A 17,358-nucleotide genomic window follows, 5' to 3' on the forward strand; every position below is an offset into this window, starting at 1 on the left:
TTGGGTCAACGAGTCACAAACCGCTTGCAGGCCACATCCGGCCGCTGCAACTGGCAACTACCCTACCCCAGGCTTGCTGACCGCCGGCTGTCGGCAACACCGATATTACCGGCTGCCCGTCACAACCAGCGAAGACGCCGGTACAGCCACCACTGCCCCACCGCCAGCGCCACGATCAGTGCGCAGGCAATCAGAAACCCCTGCGAATTGTCCGCCCCTGGAATGCCACCGACGTTGATGCCGAGCAGGCCGGTCAGAAAACTCAGCGGCAGAAAGATTCCGGTGATCACGCCGAAGCGGTACATGGTGCGGTTCATCCGCTCGCTCAAACGCCGGTCTTCGGCATCAAGCAGCAGCCCGACGCGCTCGCGGGTCAGCTCCAGTTCTTCAAGATAGCGGGTCATGCTGTTGTTCAGCTCGTTCCAGTAGTCGGCATCGCCGTCGACGAACCACGGCAATTTGCTACGCGACAGCTGGCCGAAGATATCCCGCTGAGGGGCCAGAAAACGCCGCAAACCGGCCGCCCGACGACGAATCTGCAACAATTTGCCATGGTCGGGGTTATAGCACTCGTCGGCGTCGTTCTTTTCTTCTTCCTCGTCGGTCGCCTCGCTCAGGTCGGTCACCAGGTCCTGCAACTTGTCGGTCATAAACTGCGACAACCACAGAATCAGCTCTGAAGCGGTCCGCGGGCCACGCCCCTCGAGCAACTGCTCGATCAGTTCGTCCGTGGCCCGTAGCGGTCGCAGACGCAGGGAGATGACCCGCTGAGCCGCCGCAAAAATGCGCACCGAGACCATGTCTTCCGGTTCAGCGCCTGGATTGAGATTGACCCCGCGCAAAAACAGCAACAACTCCTGATCCGGCAACGACAACAGACGCGGCCGGGTGTTTTCTTCAAGTAACAGGTTGCAGTTGAACTCCGACAGGCCACTGTCCTGGCGCAACCAGGCGTGGGTCTGCGGATGCCCACGATCCCAGTGCAGCCACAGGCTTTGTTGCGGTTGTAACTTCAGGTCGTCAAGCTCGGTGCGGGCGATCAGCCGCGCACCACCCTGACCATCCAGCACGAGGGCATGCACCAGCCCCCACTGCGCGTTGGCTTCATCAAACATGGAGGTTCGCTTACTCGGGCATTTGCAAGGCAGAGGCAGAAATGATCACGCCGTTGTTGTCGGCATAGAGATAGTGTCCTGGGCGGAAGGTCACACCAGCGAAAGTCACCGGCACATCGACATCGCCAACCCCACGACGCGTCGACCTCATCGGATGACTGGCCAGCGCCTGAACACCCACGTCGGTCTGGGCAACCACATCGACGTCACGAATACAGCCGTAGATCAGCAAACCTTCCCAGCCGTTTTTGGCCGCCTGCTCGGCGAGCATGTCACCCAGCAGCGCACAACGCAGCGAGCCACCACCGTCAACCACCATCACCTTGCCTTTGCCATCCTGGGCTACCAGTTCCTTGACCCGCGAGTTGTCCTCAAAGCACTTGACGGTGACAATCTGGCCGCCGAACGAATCGCGGCCGCCAAAATTACTGAACATCGGTTCCAGCGCAGTGACCTGTTCAGGGTAGGCATCGCACAGGTCGGGGGTGATGTAGTGCATGGGGTAACTCCTGTCAGTGGAACAGCTATGGGCACCTCTAAAAACTACCTGCTGGCTGGGCGCCTGCGGCGTTACGCGCGCCATCGCTGCTTTAAAAACAGGCTCACAATGCTCATTTACAATCCGTAAACTCCGCTTGCTCGCCTGTTTTTGCCTTACGCTGGCTGCCTCGCCTACGTTTTTAGAGCCACCCTATCAGGATCAGAGCGGCAAGCTGCCGCCCTGACACGACCGTACCCAGCCGGGTGCGGTTGTGCAAGCGCCGCCAACCTTTCAGACCTGTTGCGCGACCACTTCGTGCCCTGCCACAGGCAACGACTCGCCCACCGGTTGGCGTTGCAGCCACTGCAGCACCTGCGGCCAGACTTGCTCCTGGGCCGCCTTGCTGACAACCATGCGCACGTGATCGAAGTCTTCCGTGAACCCCTGCTCGCGGCTCAGGCACAGAAACTGCCGCTGCGCTGAACCAAAACGCTCCAGCAGCAAACGGCAGGCCCAGGGCGGATCCTGATGATCGCCAGCGGCGGCCACGGCCAGCACCGGCACGCGCACCTCAGCCAGGCCGCTCCACCAGTTATTGTTGCGTTCGCCAAAACGGCCGAACAAGCCGTGCCAGCGCATGCTTTCCAGCGCCACGCCAATTGGCTCATCCTCCGGGCCACGCTTGAAACGTGAACCGGAAATGTGTTCGAACGGTTTGAGCAGCAGCCTTCCGGACCACTGCACCGGTGGCAGTTTCAGCGGCCAGTAAGTACGGCTGACCTGACTGCCGAACAGCGCCACCGAGGCCGCACTGTCCTGATCCAGATACTGCCCGCCAAGCGCCGCCGCCAGGGTCGTGCCGCCCAGCGAGTGACCGATCCAGTGCGGTATCTGAGCACTGAGTTCCTTGACGAAGCTGGCGATCGCCGGCAGGTCATAGCGGGCGTAATCCGCGACCCGGTTGTAGCGGTAGCGCTGGTTGCGTACCGACAACCCGTGACCGCGCATTTCCGGAATCCACACATCAAAACCGGCCCGTGCCAGATAAGGCCCAAGACCAACCCCCTTGGGCGAATACCAGAAGCGTCGGTTGGAAAAGCTGCCATGGAGCAGAATCACCGGTGTGCCCCGCACCTCGGGGCCATCGACCCGCCCCAGCCGGGTCACGACCAGTTCCACACTGGAGTCGGGGCTGTTGCCCGGTTTGAGCCGATAGACGTCCTCGACCAGATCGCCACGACGCTCGGCGCTCATCAGGGCAACGGGAAAAAGAGAGCTGCTGCTTTGCATAATGTTCTTGATCGGTGAGACAAAATGACGGGAAAAGCGATCGTAAAAAAAGGCGGCCTCCGAGAGCACCGCCTTTTCCCAACGAGTCCTGAACCAGATAGACGGCTCAGTGGCTCATCGCATCACATCATCAGGCCTGATCCTGACCTTCCGCGAGGAAGAACCAGGTCTCCAGTACCGAATCAGGGTTGAGCGAAACACTCTCGATGCCCTGCTCCATCAGCCAGCGGGCCAGATCCGGGTGGTCCGAAGGACCCTGACCGCAGATGCCGATGTACTTGCCAGCCTTGTTACAGGCCTGGATAGCATTGGACAGCAGCTTCTTGACCGCCGGATTGCGCTCGTCGAACAGGTGCGCGATGACGCCGGAGTCACGGTCCAGGCCCAGGGTCAACTGGGTCAGGTCGTTGGAGCCGATCGAGAAACCATCGAAATACTCAAGAAACTCCTCGGCAAGAATGGCGTTGGATGGCAGCTCGCACATCATGATGATGCGCAGGCCGTTCTCGCCACGCTTGAGGCCATTGGCCGCCAGCAGCTCGATCACCTGGCTGGCTTCGCCCAGGGTACGGACGAACGGCACCATGATCTCGACGTTGGTCAGGCCCATGTCTTCACGCACGCGCTTGAGGGCACGGCACTCCAGCTCGAAGCAGTCGCGGAAGTTCTCGCTGATGTAGCGCGAAGCACCACGGAAGCCCAGCATCGGGTTCTCTTCTTCAGGCTCGTAAAGCTTGCCGCCGATCAGGTTGGCGTACTCGTTGGACTTGAAGTCCGACAGGCGCACGATGACCTTTTTCGGGGTAAAGGCGGCGGCCAGGGTGCTGATGCCTTCAACCAGCTTGTCGACGTAGAAGCTCACCGGGTCGCTGTAGCCCGCTACCCGCTTGTCGACGCTGTCCTTGATGTCGGCCGGCAGGTCGGCATAGTTGAGCAACGCCTTGGGGTGCACGCCGATCATGCGGTTGATGATGAACTCCAGACGCGCCAGGCCCACACCTTCGTTAGGCAACTGAGCGAAGTCAAAGGCACGGTCGGGGTTACCGACGTTCATCATGATCTTGAACGGCAGCTCAGGCATGGCATCGACCGAGTTGGTCTTGATGTCAAAGCCCAGTTCGCCTTCGAAGATAAAGCCGGTATCGCCCTCGGCGCAGGAAACGGTCACGCCCTGGCCTTCCTTGAGCAGTTGGGTCGCGTTGCCGCAACCGACCACTGCCGGAATACCCAGCTCACGAGCGATGATCGCCGCGTGGCAGGTACGGCCACCACGGTTGGTGACGATGGCGCTGGCGCGCTTCATCACCGGCTCCCAGTCCGGGTCGGTCATGTCGGAAACCAGCACGTCACCGACCTGAACCCGATCCATCTCGGAGACATCCTTGATGATCCGCACCTTGCCGGCACCGATGCGCTGGCCAATGGCACGGCCTTCGACCAGCACGTTGCCTTTTTCCTGAAGCAGGTAGCGCTCCATGACGTTGGCGTTGCTGCGGCTCTTCACGGTCTCGGGACGCGCCTGGACGATATACAGCTTGCCGTCGTCACCGTCCTTGGCCCACTCGATGTCCATCGGCGCCTTGTAGTGCTTCTCGATGATCACCGCCTGTTTGGCCAGCTCGGTGACTTCGGCTTCGGTCAGGCAGAAACGGGCACGATCAGCGGCATCGACGTCAACGGTTTTCACCGAACGGCCGGCCTTGGCTTCATCGCCGTAGACCATCTTGATCGCTTTGCTGCCCAGATTGCGGCGCAGCAACGCAGGCCGGCCAGCGGCCAGGGTGTCTTTGTGGACGTAGAACTCGTCAGGGTTGACCGCCCCCTGCACCACGGTTTCACCCAGGCCGTAAGCGCCGGTAATGAACACCACGTCACGGAATCCGGATTCGGTATCGAGGGTGAACATCACCCCGGCGGTACCGGTTTCCGAACGGACCATGCGCTGCACGCCAGCCGACAGCGCGACCAGCTTGTGGTCAAAGCCCTGGTGGACGCGGTAGGAAATGGCCCGGTCGTTGAACAGCGAGGCGAAAACTTCCTTGGCCGCACGGATCACGTTGTCCACGCCACGGATGTTGAGGAAGGTTTCCTGCTGGCCGGCGAACGACGCGTCAGGCAAGTCTTCAGCGGTGGCCGAAGAACGCACGGCCACGGCCAGGTTGGGGTTACCGGCCGACAGGGCAGCGAAAGCCTCACGGATTTCAGTGTTCAGGCGCTCGGGGAATTCGGCTTCCATGATCCATTGGCGAATCTGGGCACCAGTTTTGGCCAGGGCATTGACGTCATCGACGTCCAAAGCATCCAGAGCAGCGTGGATCTGATCGTTCAGACCACTCTGCTCAAGGAAATCACGGTAGGCCTGGGCCGTGGTGGCAAAGCCACCAGGTACCGAAACGCCAGCACCGGCGAGGTTGCTGATCATTTCGCCTAGGGATGCGTTCTTGCCTCCCACGTGCTCCACATCATGGACGCCGAGCTTATCGAGGGAAACTACGTACTCTACCAAGGTGATCTCTCCACTAACTGTTATGCGTTGTTCGGAAAAGCTCATGTGCCCGGGCGCTTGTGGCCCAAGCCTGGAAAAAGCGAGAATGCGGGCCATCAGGGCCAGCAAACGCGCCTATCATATCCAAGAATCGTCATCAGCTTAAGGCTAACGTCGCAAATGAAACGATCCGCGTTCTTTATCTCCGACGGCACAGGCATCACCGCCGAGACCCTGGGGCAAAGCCTGTTGGCGCAATTTGAAAACACGCCGTTCAACAAGTTCACCCGGCCGTATATCGACAGCGTCGAAAAAGCCCGGGCCATGGTCCTGCAAATCAATCAGGCCGCTGAACGCGACGAAGCCCGACCGATCATTTTCGACACCATCGTCAACCAGGAAATACGCGAGATTCTGGCCACCTCAAATGGCTTCATGATCGACATTTTCTCGACCTTTCTCGCCCCGCTGGAACAAGAGCTTAGTTCACACTCCTCGTACTCGGTGGGCAAGTCGCACTCCATTGGTCAACACTCCAATTACATGGAACGCATCGAGGCGGTGAACTTCGCGCTCGACAACGACGACGGCGCCCGCACGCATTATTACGACAAGGCCGACATCATTCTGGTGGGCGTGTCGCGCTGCGGTAAAACCCCGACGTGCCTGTACATGGCCATGCAGTTCGGTATCCGCGCAGCCAACTATCCGCTGACCGAAGACGACATGGAGCGCCTGCAGCTGCCCGCCGCACTGAAGAACCATCGCAACAAGCTGTTCGGCCTGACCATCGACCCTGACCGGCTGACTGCAATCCGCCATGAACGCAAACCCAACAGCCGTTATGCCAGCTACGCACAGTGCGAGTTTGAAGTGCGCGAAGTCGAGAACCTGTTCCGCCGTGAAAACATCCCGAACCTCAACTCCACGCACTTCTCTGTGGAAGAGATCTCGGCCAAGGTGCTGGTGGAAAAAGGCGTTGAAAGACGCTTCAAGTAAGCAATGGGCGCGACACTATGCCGCAACCGGCGAGTCACTCTGATATTCCTGCCAGGAATGGCGGCATAGAAATTCAGAATTTTATTAATAGGTGACGCTCGCTTAGTGTGGACTCCCAAGTCATAAGGAGATGCCCCGTGAGCGACGACCACCTGCTGCTACATGTCGACAGCCACTACACCAGCCCATGGGCTTTGGCCGTTTTCGTGACATTGCGTGAGAAGCATCTGCCCTTCTCGTTGCGCACACTCGACCTGGACCGCGGCGACCATCAGGCGCCAGACTACATAGACCTGTCGCTGACCCGCCGCGTCCCGACCCTGGTGCAGGGCGACTTTGCGCTCTCGGAATCCTCGGCAGTCATTGAGTACCTGGAAGACAGCTTCGCTGAACACCCGGTATTGCCCACCGATCGTCAGTTGCGTGCCAGGGCACGGCAGATTCAGGCCTGGCTGCGCAGTGACCTGCTGCCCATTCGTCAGGAGCGCTCGACCCTGGTGGTGTTCTACGGCCAGAAGGTCGCGGCCCCGTTGTCAGCCAATGCGCAGGCTGCGGCCGACAAGCTGATCAAGGCCGCCCAGAGCCTGCTGGCCGATGGCCGGGATTATCTGTTCGGAAACTGGTCGATTGTCGACGTGGAATTGGCAGTCACCCTCAACCGCCTGATCCTTAACGGCGACCCGGTGCCTCAGGCGCTGGTGGAGTACACCAGCCGCCAGTGGCAGCATCCGGCTGTGCAGGAGTGGCTCAACCTGCAGCGGCCCGCGCTGTAGCGGCTGCCAGGCTTGCGCGACTTAAGCCGCTCCCGCCGGCACCCGCACCCAGCCTTCCATCAACACCCTCGCGCTGCGGCTCATGATGGCCTTGGTCACCTGCCACTGGCCGTCGACCTCGACAGCCTCGGCACCGACCCGCAAGGTGCCGGACGGATGACCGAAACGCACCGCCTGGCGCGGCTGGCCGCCGGCGGCCAGGTTCACCAGGGTGCCGGGCACCGCCGCTGCGGTGCCGATGGCCACGGCCGCAGTGCCCATCATCGCGTGGTGCAGCTTGCCCATCGACACGGCCCGCACCAGCAGGTCGATGTCCTGGGCGCGGACGGTTTTACCACTGGAGGCGCTGTAGTCCGCCGGCGGTGCCACGAAAGCCACCTTGGGGGTGTGCTGGCGCTGCGCCGCTTCGCTGAGCTGACTGATCAGGCCCATGCGCAGCGCGCCTTCGGCACGGATGCTTTCCAGCAACGCCAGAGCCTTGGGGTCAGCGTTGATATCGACCTGCAACTCGGTGCCGCTGTAGCCCAGATCCTGGGCATTGATGAACACCGTGGGAATACCGGCGTTGATCAAGGTGGCGTTAAGACTGCCCAGCCCCGGAATCTGCAACTCGTCGACCCGGTTACCGGTGGGAAACATCGAACCGCCCTCGCCGTCTTCATCGGCGGCCGGATCGAGAAACTCCAGCTGCACCTCAGCCGCCGGGAAGGTAACCCCATCGAGTTCGAAGTCACCGGTTTCCTGCACCAGGCCTGCGCTGATCGGAATATGGGCAATGATGGTCTTGCCAATATTGGCCTGCCAGATCCGCACGATGGCCACGCCGTCATGGGGGATACGGCCCGGCTCGACCAGCCCGCTGCTGATCGCGAAGGCCCCCACCGCAGCAGAAAGATTGCCGCAGTTACCGCTCCAGTCGACGAAGGGTTTGTCGATCGCCACCTGACCGAACAGGTAATCGACGTCGTGGCCCTCGCGCTGGCTGCGCGAGAGGATCACCGTCTTGCTGGTGCTGGAGGTCGCCCCGCCCATGCCGTCGATCTGTTTTTCATAGGGGTCGGGGCTGCCGATTACCCGCAGCAGCAGCGCGTCGCGGGCCGGCCCTGCCACCTGCGCCGCTTGCGGCAGGTCATCAAGGACGAAAAACACCCCCTTGCTGGTGCCGCCGCGCATGTAGGTGGCGGGAATTCTGAGTTGCGCCGGATGAGCCATCAACAGGTCTCCTGAAATCGTGGCGGAATTGTCCGCGAAACATTACAACCGGGCATCAAGCCACCTCGCCGGCCAGGAAATCCTGGGCAAAACGCTGCAATACCCCGCCTGCCTCATAGATCGACACTTCTTCAGCGGTATCCAGACGACAGGTCATCGGCACCTCAAGGCGCTCGCCGTTACGCCGGGTAATCACCAGGGTAAGGGTCGCCCGCGGCGTACGCTCACCCACCACGTCGAACACTTCAGAACCGTCGATGCCCAGGGTCAGACGGTTGGTGCCGGGTTTGAACTCCAGCGGCAGCACCCCCATACCCACCAGGTTGGTGCGGTGGATACGCTCGAAACCCTCGGCTGCGATGGCCTCGACGCCAGCCAGGCGCACCCCCTTGGCGGCCCAGTCGCGAGACGAGCCCTGACCATAGTCGGCGCCGGCGATGATGATCAACGGCTGCTTGCGCTGCATGTAGGTTTCGATGGCCTCCCACATGCGGGTGACCTGGCCTTGCGGCTCGATACGCGCCAGCGAGCCTTTCTGGACCTTGCCGTCCACCACCGCCATTTCGTTGACCAGTTGCGGGTTGGCGAACGTTGCCCGCTGCGCGGTCAGGTGATCGCCGCGGTGCGTCGCATAAGAGTTGAAGTCCTCTTCCGGCAGGCCCATTTTCGCCAGATATTCACCCGCCGCGCTGCTGGCCATAATGGCGTTGGACGGCGACAGGTGGTCGGTGGTGATGTTGTCAGGCAACACCGCCAGCGGGCGCATGCCCTTAAGGGTGCGTTCGCCGGCCAGCGCCCCCTCCCAGTAAGGCGGGCGACGAATATAGGTACTCATCGGCCGCCAGTCGTACAACGGCGCGACTGCGGTTTGATCCGCCTCAATGGCGAACATCGGGATGTAGACCTGGCGGAACTGCTCGGGTTTGACCGAGGCACGCACCACAGCGTCGATTTCCTCGTCGCTGGGCCAGATGTCCTTGAGGCGAATGTCCTTGCCGTCGGCCACCCCCAGCACGTCGTTCTCGATATCGAAACGGATCGTCCCGGCGATGGCATAGGCAACCACCAGCGGCGGCGACGCCAGAAAGGCCTGCTTTGCGTAAGGGTGGATACGCCCGTCAAAGTTGCGATTGCCGGACAACACCGCCGTGGCATACAGGTCACGGTCAATGATTTCCTGCTGGATCTGCGGCTCCAGCGCACCGGACATACCATTGCAAGTGGTGCAGGCAAACGCCACCACGCCAAAACCGAGTTGCTCCAGTTCGGATGTGAGCCCGGCCTCGTCCAGATACAGCGCCACTGTTTTGGAGCCCGGCGCCAGGGAGGATTTGACCCACGGTTTGCGGGTCAGCCCCAGCCGGTTGGCGTTACGCGCCAGCAGCCCGGCCGCGATGACATTGCGCGGGTTGCTGGTATTGGTGCAACTGGTGATCGCGGCGATGATCACCGCGCCATCGGGCATCTGCCCCGGCACTTGCTGCCAGGCACTGGCAATACCCTTGGCGGCCAGATCAGTGGTCGCGACCCACGCATGAGGGTTGGAGGGGCCGGCCATGCTGCGCACCACACTGGACAAATCGAAGCTCAATACCCGCTCGTACTGCACCTCGGCCAGGCTGTCGGACCACAGGCCGGCAATCTTCGCGTAGTGCTCGACCAGTTGCACTTGCTGTTCTTCACGCCCCGTGAGGCGCAAATAGTCCAGCGTCTGCTGATCGATGGAGAACATCGCAGCGGTGGCGCCATATTCCGGTGCCATATTGGAGATGGTCGCGCGGTCGCCCAGCGTCAGGCTGGAGGCACCGGCGCCGTAAAATTCCAGGTACGCACCGACCACCTTTTGCTGGCGCAGGTATTGGGTCAGGGCCAGCACCACATCGGTGGCAGTAATGCCCGGCTGACGGCTGCCAGTCAGTTCGACACCGATGATGTCCGGCAAGCGCATCCATGACGCACGGCCCAGCATCACATTCTCGGCCTCCAGACCACCGACGCCAATGGCGATCACCCCCAGGGCATCGACGTGCGGCGTGTGGCTGTCGGTGCCGACCAGGGTGTCGGGGAACGCCACACCGTCAAGCACCTGCACCACCGGCGACATTTTCTCCAGATTGATCTGGTGCATGATGCCGTTGCCGGGCGGGATCACCTCGACGTTCTTGAACGCCTTTTTGGTCCAGTCAATGAAGTGGAAGCGATCCTCGTTGCGGCGGTCCTCGATGGCACGGTTCTTTTCGAACGCCTGCGGGTCATAGCCGCCGCATTCCACGGCCAGCGAATGGTCGACGATCAGTTGCACCGGCACCACCGGGTTGACCCGCGCCGGGTCACCGCCCTGATCAGCGATCGCATCGCGCAGCCCGGCCAGATCCACCAGTGCGGTCTGGCCGAGGATGTCATGACACACCACCCGTGCCGGGAACCACGGGAAATCCAGGTCGCGGCGACGCTCGATCAATTGGCTCAATGACGCACGGAGGCTGGCTGGCGCGCAGCGGCGCAGCAGGTTTTCTGCCAGCACCCGCGAGGTGTATGGCAGCCCCGCCCAGGCACCGGGGCTGATGGCCTCCACCGCTTCACGGGCATCGAAATACTCGAGCGCGGTGCCAGGCAGAGGTTTGCGGTATTGAAGATTCATGGGGCGCAGACTCGGTCACGGTAGGATTTAAGGGTGGGAGGCTCATGGTTGGCCTCCCTGCCCGTTCAGCGTTGCTCCAGCGCCACGAAAGGCCGCTGCGCGACGCCGATATATTCCGCGCTGGGGCGGATGATGCGGTTATTGGCCCGCTGCTCGAACACATGCGCGGCCCAGCCAGTCAGCCGCGAGCAGACGAAGATCGGCGTGAACAGCTTGGTCGGGATACCCATGAAGTGGTACGCCGAAGCATGGTAGAAGTCGGCGTTGGGGAACAGCTTCTTCTCGTCCCACATGACCTTGTCAATGGCCTCGGACACCGGGAACAGCACGGTATCGCCTGCTTGCGCGGCCAGTTGCCGTGACCAGTCCTTGATCACCTCGTTGCGCGGATCCGAATCACGGTAGATCGCATGGCCAAAGCCCATGATCTTTTCTTTACGGGCCAGCATGCCGAGCGTGCCTTCAGTGGCCTCTTCTGCCGAGCCAAAGCGCTGGATCATTTCCATTGCAGCTTCGTTGGCACCGCCATGCAGCGGGCCACGCAACGTGCCGATCGCAGCCGTGACACAGGAGAACAGGTCCGACAGGGTCGAGGCACACACCCGAGCGGTAAAGGTCGAGGCATTGAATTCATGCTCGGCGTACAGAATCAACGAGACGTTCATCACTTTGCGATGCAGCTCGCTGGGGCTCTTGCCCGAGAGCAGACGCAGGAAATGGCTGGCCAGGTCCGGCTCATCGCTGCTGCAGTCGATGCGTTGAGCGTCGTGACTGAAGCGATACCAGTAGCACATGATCGCCGGAAAGGCCGCCAGCAGGCGGTCGGTGGCGGCGCGCTGCTGGTCGAAACCCTGCTCCGGCTCAAGGGTGCCGAGCATCGACGCGCCCGTGCGCATCACATCCATCGGATGGGTGCTGGCCGGGATACGCTCAAGCACTTCTTTCAAGGCTTGCGGCAGGTCACGCAGTGTTTTCAGGCGCTGCTGGTAATCGGCCAACTGCGCCTGAGTCGGCAGTTCACCGTCCAGCAGCAGGTAAGCGACTTCCTCGAAACTGGCGCCTGCGGCCAGTTCACGTACATCGTAACCACGGTAGGTGAGCCCGGCGCCGGACTGGCCGACGGTGGACAGGGCAGTCTGGCCGGCGACCTGACCACGCAGGCCGGCGCCACTCAATACTTTTGCTTCAGCCATGACATTCTCCGGTTATCTGTTTTTTCTGGGAATGGGCAATCTTTTCGGGTTGTTCACAGTCTTGCGACGATCATCTGCAGGAGCGAGCTTGCTCGCGAAGGGGCCGCGAAAGCCACAGCATCTGCTGCATATGTGCCGCAGTCTTGGCTAGCAAGCCAGCTCCCACCGACGTACAGACGCCTGACCGAGCTGTACCTGGTTCAGCCCTTCTTCTGGGCAAACAGCGCATCAAGCTTTTGCTCGAAGCGGTGGTAATCGATCGCGTCGTACAGCTCCATGCGGGTTTGCATGCTGTCGATCACGTTCTTCTGCGTGCCGTCGCGGCGGATGGCGTTAAATACGTTTTCTGCGGCCTTGTTCATCGCGCGGAACGCCGACAGCGGATAAAGCACCAGGCCTACGCCCACCTCACGCAACTCGTCAGTGCTGAACAGCGGCGTGGCACCGAATTCGGTGATATTGGCCAGGATCGGCACGCCGACCCGGCTGGCGAACTGCTGATACATGGAAAGCTCGGTGATCGCCTCCGGGAACACCATGTCGGCCCCGGCTTCAATGCAGGCCGCCGCGCGTTCCAGCGCCGCGTCCAGACCTTCAACCGCCAGCGCGTCGGTGCGTGCCATGATCACAAAGCTAGGATCGGTACGGGCATCCACTGCGGCCTTGATGCGGTCGACCATCTCCTGCTGGGAGACGATTTCCTTGTTGGGCCGGTGGCCGCAACGCTTGGCGCCGACCTGGTCCTCGATATGAATGCCGGCGGCACCGGCCTTGATCATCGAGCGTACGGTCCGCGCCACATTGAAGGCCGACGAGCCGAAGCCGGTGTCGGCATCCACCAGCAGCGGCAGATCGCAGACATCGGTGATACGCCGCACATCGATCAGCACGTCTTCAAGACCCGAAATCCCCAGATCCGGCAAGCCCAGCGAACCTGCCGCTACCCCGCCACCTGACAGATAAATAGCCTTGAACCCGGCGCGCTGGGCCAACAGGGCGTGGTTGGCGTTAATGGTGCCCACCACTTGCAGGGGCTGCTCGCTGGCCACTGCATCGCGCAGGCGCTGGCCGGGACTGGTATGGACGTGACTCATGCTTCACCTCGGTCGGGGGCGGCCTGGTAATGCCGCTCGATATTGCGTCGGGAGGCGCCGATATGGCGGCGCATCAAAAGTTCGGCCAGCTCGCCATCACGGTCGGCGATCGCATCGAGAATGCGATGATGCTCGGCAAAGGCCTGGCGGGGACGATTGGGTGTCGTGGAGAACTGAATGCGGTACATGCGCACCAACTGATACAGCTCGCCGCACAGCATCTGGCTCAGGGTCTGGTTGCCGCTGCCCTGAATGATCCGGTAGTGGAAATCAAAATCGCCCTCCTGCTGGTAGTAGCCCAGCCCGGCCTGGAACGCTGCGTCGTGCTCATGGGTATGCAGCACGTCGCGCAATTGCTGGATCTGCGCCTCGCTCATCCGCTCGGCCGCCAGCCGACAAGCCAACCCTTCCAGCGACTCACGGATCTGGTACAGCTCGATCATCTGCGCATGGGTAAGCGACACTACCCGCGCCCCGACGTGCGGCACCCGCACGACCAGCCGCTGGCCTTCGAGCCTGTGAATTGCCTCACGCAGCGGACCACGACTGATGCCGTAGGTGCGCGCCAGCTCCGGTTCAGAGATTTTGCTGCCGGGGGCGATTTCGCCGCTGACAATAGCGGCCTGGATACGCCGGAACACATTCTCGGAAAGTGTTTCAGTTTCTTGCCCGGCAGGTACGCCGGCTGGCGGCAACGGCTCAACCACATCCAGCATATTGTCGACACCTTTGATTTCACATACCCGACAATCTAGCCAACGATAGAAAATACGTCAAAACAAATACATGGATTGTCGACAATCGTCTAATACCGGACGAAACAATGATAGCTGGCAGTTGGCTGGCGTCATAAAGGCTTCATGTTAGAATGCCCGGCGTTTTTTGCCCCTCTTTACATGACCTGCGAACCCATAGCCCCGCTGCGGGTCTGAGGCTGTCACCGTTTTTCTCCGATGTACCAGGACCCAATGACCCGCTTTTTTCTGTTCTGCCTGCTGATACTGCCCCTACCCGCACTCGCTGCCGACCGATCGGTCTACGGCCTGAACGAATACGCCCGGCTGCCGGAAATCGACCTTGATGTGCCCGCCAAGCTCGACACCGGTGCTGTCACCGCCTCACTGAGCGCCCGTGACATCTCGTATTTCACCCGTGACGGGCAACGCTGGGTGCGCTTCTACCTGGCCATCGACAAGGCTCATGCCCACCCCATCGAGAAACCGCTGCTGCGGGTCGGCCAGATCAAGCGCCGCGCCGATGATATGGGCGCCAATAAAGAACAGCAGTACAGCGCCAGGCCGGTGATCAGCCTGGACGTCTGCCTGGGTGAAGATTTACGTCACCTGGAAGTGAACTTGACCGACCGCCGCGCTTTCCAATACCCGCTTTTGATTGGCGCCGACGCGCTCAAACGCTTCAACGCGATGGTCGACCCCAGCTTGAAATACGCCGCCGGCAAACCTGCCTGTGCCGCCAAAATCGCTCAACACGCAGAGTAATCCCATGCGCGCTCTTACCCTTCACCTGAAAATCCTGATCGGCGTCCTGGTCACCTTGGGCCTGGCGATCACGGCCTGGCAGGTATTGGTGCTCGGCATCCCGATGACCGAAGACGAAACCGACGACCTGTGGAATATCGACGCCAAGATCGAATTCCTCGCCAACGCCAAAGAGTCGGTCAAAGTGCAGATGTTTGTTCCGCCGCTGAACCAGGACTACATCAGCCTCAACGAGAGCTTCATCGCCAATAACTATGGGGTCAGCGTCAATCGCGTCGACGGCAACCGCAAGGCCACCTGGTCATCGCGCCGCGCCAACGGTAACCAGACCCTGTACTACCGGCTGGTGCTGACCAAACGCTACAGCGCTGACAAACCCAAGCCCAAAGGCCCGATTTTCCGCGATAGCCTGCCGGTAGAAGGGGCCGAGAAGATCGCCGCCGACGCCCTGCTGGCCCCCATACGCCAGCACTCGGCGGATGTCGAAACCTTCGTCAGCGAGGCGATCAAGCGGGTCAACAACAGCAACGACGATAACGCCAAGTTGCTGCTCGGAGGCGATCCGTCGCCGGCCCGCAGGGCCCAGGTGGTCGACCTGCTGCTGTCGATCGCGCATGTGCCAATGGAAAAGGTACACACCATTCGCCTCGAAGCAGGCACCCCGCAGACTCCGGAACTGTGGCTGCGCAGCTTCAACGGCAAGGATTGGCTGTATTTCAACCCACTGACCGGTGAGTCCGGCCTGCCGGGCGATCGCCTGCTGTGGTGGACTGGCGACGAGCCGCTGGTCAGCGTGGATGGCGCCCGCAAGGCCACGGTGAGCTTCACCCTGAGTAACAGCGAGATGAACGCCATCCGCCTGGCCCAGCTCACCGATGAAAACACCGACGCCGACTTTCTTTCCTACTCGCTGTACGGCCTGCCGCTACAAACCCAGCAGAGCTTCATGATCATGGTCATGATCCCCATCGGCGTGCTGGTGATTCTGGTGCTGCGCAACCTGATCGGCCTGCAGACCCTGGGCACCTTCACACCGGTCCTGATCGCCCTGGCCTTTCGCGAGACCCAGCTGGACTTCGGCATCCTGCTGTTTACCGTGATCACCGCGCTGGGCCTGTCACTGCGCTCTTACCTTGAGCATCTCAAGCTACAGATGCTGCCGCGCCTGTCGGTGGTGCTGACCTTCGTGGTGGTACTGATCGCGGTCATCAGCGTGTTCAGTCACAAGCTGGGCATCGAACGCGGCCTGTCGGTATCGCTGTTCCCGATGGTGATCCTGACCATGACCATCGAACGGCTGTCGATCACCTGGGAAGAGCGCGGCGCCAGCCATGCCATGAAAGTCGGGGCGGGCACCCTGTTCGCCGCCTCGCTGGCCTACCTGATCATGACCGTGCCGGAGCTGACCTACTTTGTGTTCACCTTCCCGGCCATCCTGCTGGTGCTGGTCGGCTTCATGCTTGCCATGGGTCGCTACCGCGGTTATCGCCTGACCGAGCTGGTTCGTTTTCGCGCCTTCCTCAAAGAGGAAGACGCCAAATGATTGGCTGGTGGAAGACCTGGAAGGAACTGCAAGCGCGCGGCATCATGGGCATCAACCGGCGTAACGCCGACTACGTGCTCAAGTACAACAAGCGCAGCCTGTACCCGATTGTTGATGACAAGATCATCACCAAGGAGCGCGCCATCAGCGCCGGCATTCATGTGCCGCAGATGTACGGCGTGATCTCCACCGAGAAGGAAATCGACCGTCTGGACGAGATCATCGGTGGCCATGATGATTTCGTTATCAAGCCGGCCCAAGGTGCCGGTGGCGACGGCATCATGGTCATCGCCGACCGTTTCGAGGACAGCTTTCGCAGTGTCTCCGGGCGACTGGTCAGCCGTTCGGAGATCGAGCACCAGATTTCCAGCATCCTCACCGGCCTGTATTCGCTGGGCGGCCATCGCGACCGGGCGCTGATCGAATACCGGGTAATTCCCGACACCATCTTCAAGAGCATCAGCTATGAAGGTGTGCCCGACATTCGCATCATCGTGCTAATGGGCTATCCGGTGATGGCCATGCTGCGTTTGCCGACCCGTCAGTCCGGCGGCAAGGCCAACCTGCACCAGGGTGCCATCGGCGTGGGCGTCGACCTGGCCACCGGCATCACCCTCAAAGGCACCTGGCTGAACCGCATCATCAGCAAACACCCCGACACCGCCAATGCGGTGGATGGGGTGCAACTGCCCTATTGGGACGGGTTCATGAAGCTGGCGGCCGAATGTTACGAGCTGTGCGGCCTGGGCTATATCGGCGTCGACATGGTGCTGGACCAGGAAAAAGGCCCGTTGATTCTCGAACTCAATGCCCGCCCCGGCCTGAACATCCAGATTGCCAATGACTGCGGCCTGACTCTGCGCACCCATGCCATTGAAGCGCATCTGGAAAAGCTGGCGCTCAACGATGAACAACAAACCCCGGAGCAACGGGTTAGGTTCGTTCAGCAGCTGTTTGGCCACGTGCCCGCCTGACCCGCATACTTCGCACGCCAGCCAGACAACGACAGGGGTCTGTCCTGATGGGGCGCCGG

14 protein-coding genes are annotated in these 17,358 nt (G+C 61.2%); 5 read left to right on the forward strand and 9 right to left on the reverse strand.

The window, feature by feature from the left end; translation table 11 throughout:
* Positions 1–119: 119 nt before the first annotated feature.
* The 4 genes from PSCI_RS24230 to ppsA form a co-directional block, all read right to left on the reverse strand.
* Positions 120–1,115, reverse strand: coding sequence for a zinc transporter ZntB (locus PSCI_RS24230; RefSeq protein WP_045491926.1), 996 nt, complete (start codon positions 1,113–1,115; stop codon positions 120–122).
* A 10-nt stretch (positions 1,116–1,125) separates the two neighbouring features.
* Entirely contained in the window at positions 1,126–1,614 is a 489-nt protein-coding gene (rraA, locus tag PSCI_RS24235) for a ribonuclease E activity regulator RraA (protein ID WP_045491928.1), read from the reverse strand.
* A gap of 273 nt (positions 1,615–1,887) precedes the next feature.
* Positions 1,888–2,886: an alpha/beta fold hydrolase gene (locus PSCI_RS24240; RefSeq protein ID WP_045494861.1), complete on the reverse strand. Its 999-nt coding sequence runs from the start codon at positions 2,884–2,886 to the stop codon at positions 1,888–1,890.
* A 130-nt stretch (positions 2,887–3,016) separates the two neighbouring features.
* Positions 3,017–5,392, reverse strand: a complete 2,376-nt coding sequence (ppsA, locus tag PSCI_RS24245) for a phosphoenolpyruvate synthase (protein ID WP_045491930.1) — start codon at positions 5,390–5,392, stop codon at positions 3,017–3,019.
* A gap of 159 nt (positions 5,393–5,551) precedes the next feature.
* Here ppsA and ppsR point away from each other — a divergent pair, with 159 nt between their 5' ends.
* Together ppsR and yfcF are read left to right on the forward strand one after the other, a co-directional pair.
* Positions 5,552–6,370, forward strand: coding sequence for a posphoenolpyruvate synthetase regulatory kinase/phosphorylase PpsR (gene ppsR, locus PSCI_RS24250; RefSeq protein WP_045491931.1), 819 nt, complete (start codon positions 5,552–5,554; stop codon positions 6,368–6,370).
* A gap of 137 nt (positions 6,371–6,507) precedes the next feature.
* Positions 6,508–7,143: a glutathione transferase gene (gene yfcF / locus PSCI_RS24255; protein ID WP_045491932.1), complete on the forward strand. Its 636-nt coding sequence runs from the start codon at positions 6,508–6,510 to the stop codon at positions 7,141–7,143.
* A 21-nt stretch (positions 7,144–7,164) separates the two neighbouring features.
* Here yfcF and prpF read toward each other — a convergent pair whose 3' ends face one another.
* From prpF to PSCI_RS24280, 5 genes are all read right to left on the reverse strand, one after another.
* A complete protein-coding gene (gene prpF, locus PSCI_RS24260; protein ID WP_045491935.1) occupies positions 7,165–8,355 on the reverse strand; it encodes a 2-methylaconitate cis-trans isomerase PrpF in 1,191 nt (396 codons plus the stop codon).
* A 55-nt stretch (positions 8,356–8,410) separates the two neighbouring features.
* Positions 8,411–10,996, reverse strand: coding sequence for a Fe/S-dependent 2-methylisocitrate dehydratase AcnD (acnD, locus tag PSCI_RS24265; protein WP_045491937.1), 2,586 nt, complete (start codon positions 10,994–10,996; stop codon positions 8,411–8,413).
* 65 nt (positions 10,997–11,061) lie between these two features.
* Complete coding sequence (gene prpC / locus PSCI_RS24270) at positions 11,062–12,189, reverse strand: bifunctional 2-methylcitrate synthase/citrate synthase (RefSeq protein ID WP_045491939.1); 1,128 nt, start codon at positions 12,187–12,189, stop codon at positions 11,062–11,064.
* Positions 12,190–12,389: 200 nt separating this feature from the next.
* A complete protein-coding gene (prpB, locus tag PSCI_RS24275; RefSeq protein ID WP_045491941.1) occupies positions 12,390–13,283 on the reverse strand; it encodes a methylisocitrate lyase in 894 nt (297 codons plus the stop codon).
* Positions 13,280–13,999, reverse strand: coding sequence for a GntR family transcriptional regulator (locus tag PSCI_RS24280; protein WP_045491943.1), 720 nt, complete (start codon positions 13,997–13,999; stop codon positions 13,280–13,282). Before PSCI_RS24280 ends, prpB begins: the two co-directional genes overlap by 4 nt.
* Positions 14,000–14,251: 252 nt before the next feature.
* Between PSCI_RS24280 and rloA the strand changes: the two genes are divergently transcribed.
* Genes rloA through PSCI_RS24295 form a run of 3 tightly spaced genes read left to right on the forward strand, consistent with a single transcriptional unit; the run spans position 14,252 to position 17,299 of the window.
* Positions 14,252–14,782: a retropepsin-like aspartic peptidase RloA gene (rloA, locus tag PSCI_RS24285; protein ID WP_144403325.1), complete on the forward strand. Its 531-nt coding sequence runs from the start codon at positions 14,252–14,254 to the stop codon at positions 14,780–14,782.
* 4 nt (positions 14,783–14,786) lie between these two features.
* Positions 14,787–16,325 carry an osmotic stress tolerance membrane protein RloB gene (gene rloB, locus PSCI_RS24290; protein ID WP_045491947.1) on the forward strand — a complete coding sequence of 513 codons (1,539 nt, stop codon included), beginning with the start codon at positions 14,787–14,789 and terminating at the stop codon, positions 16,323–16,325.
* Positions 16,325–17,299 carry an alpha-L-glutamate ligase-like protein gene (locus tag PSCI_RS24295; RefSeq protein WP_162484360.1) on the forward strand — a complete coding sequence of 325 codons (975 nt, stop codon included), beginning with the start codon at positions 16,325–16,327 and terminating at the stop codon, positions 17,297–17,299. The genes rloB and PSCI_RS24295 overlap by 1 nt, the downstream gene beginning before the upstream one ends.
* Positions 17,300–17,358 lie beyond the last annotated feature (59 nt).

The sequence above is a fragment of the Pseudomonas sp. StFLB209 genome (genome assembly GCF_000829415.1).
In the GTDB taxonomy this organism is placed as follows: domain Bacteria; phylum Pseudomonadota; class Gammaproteobacteria; order Pseudomonadales; family Pseudomonadaceae; genus Aquipseudomonas.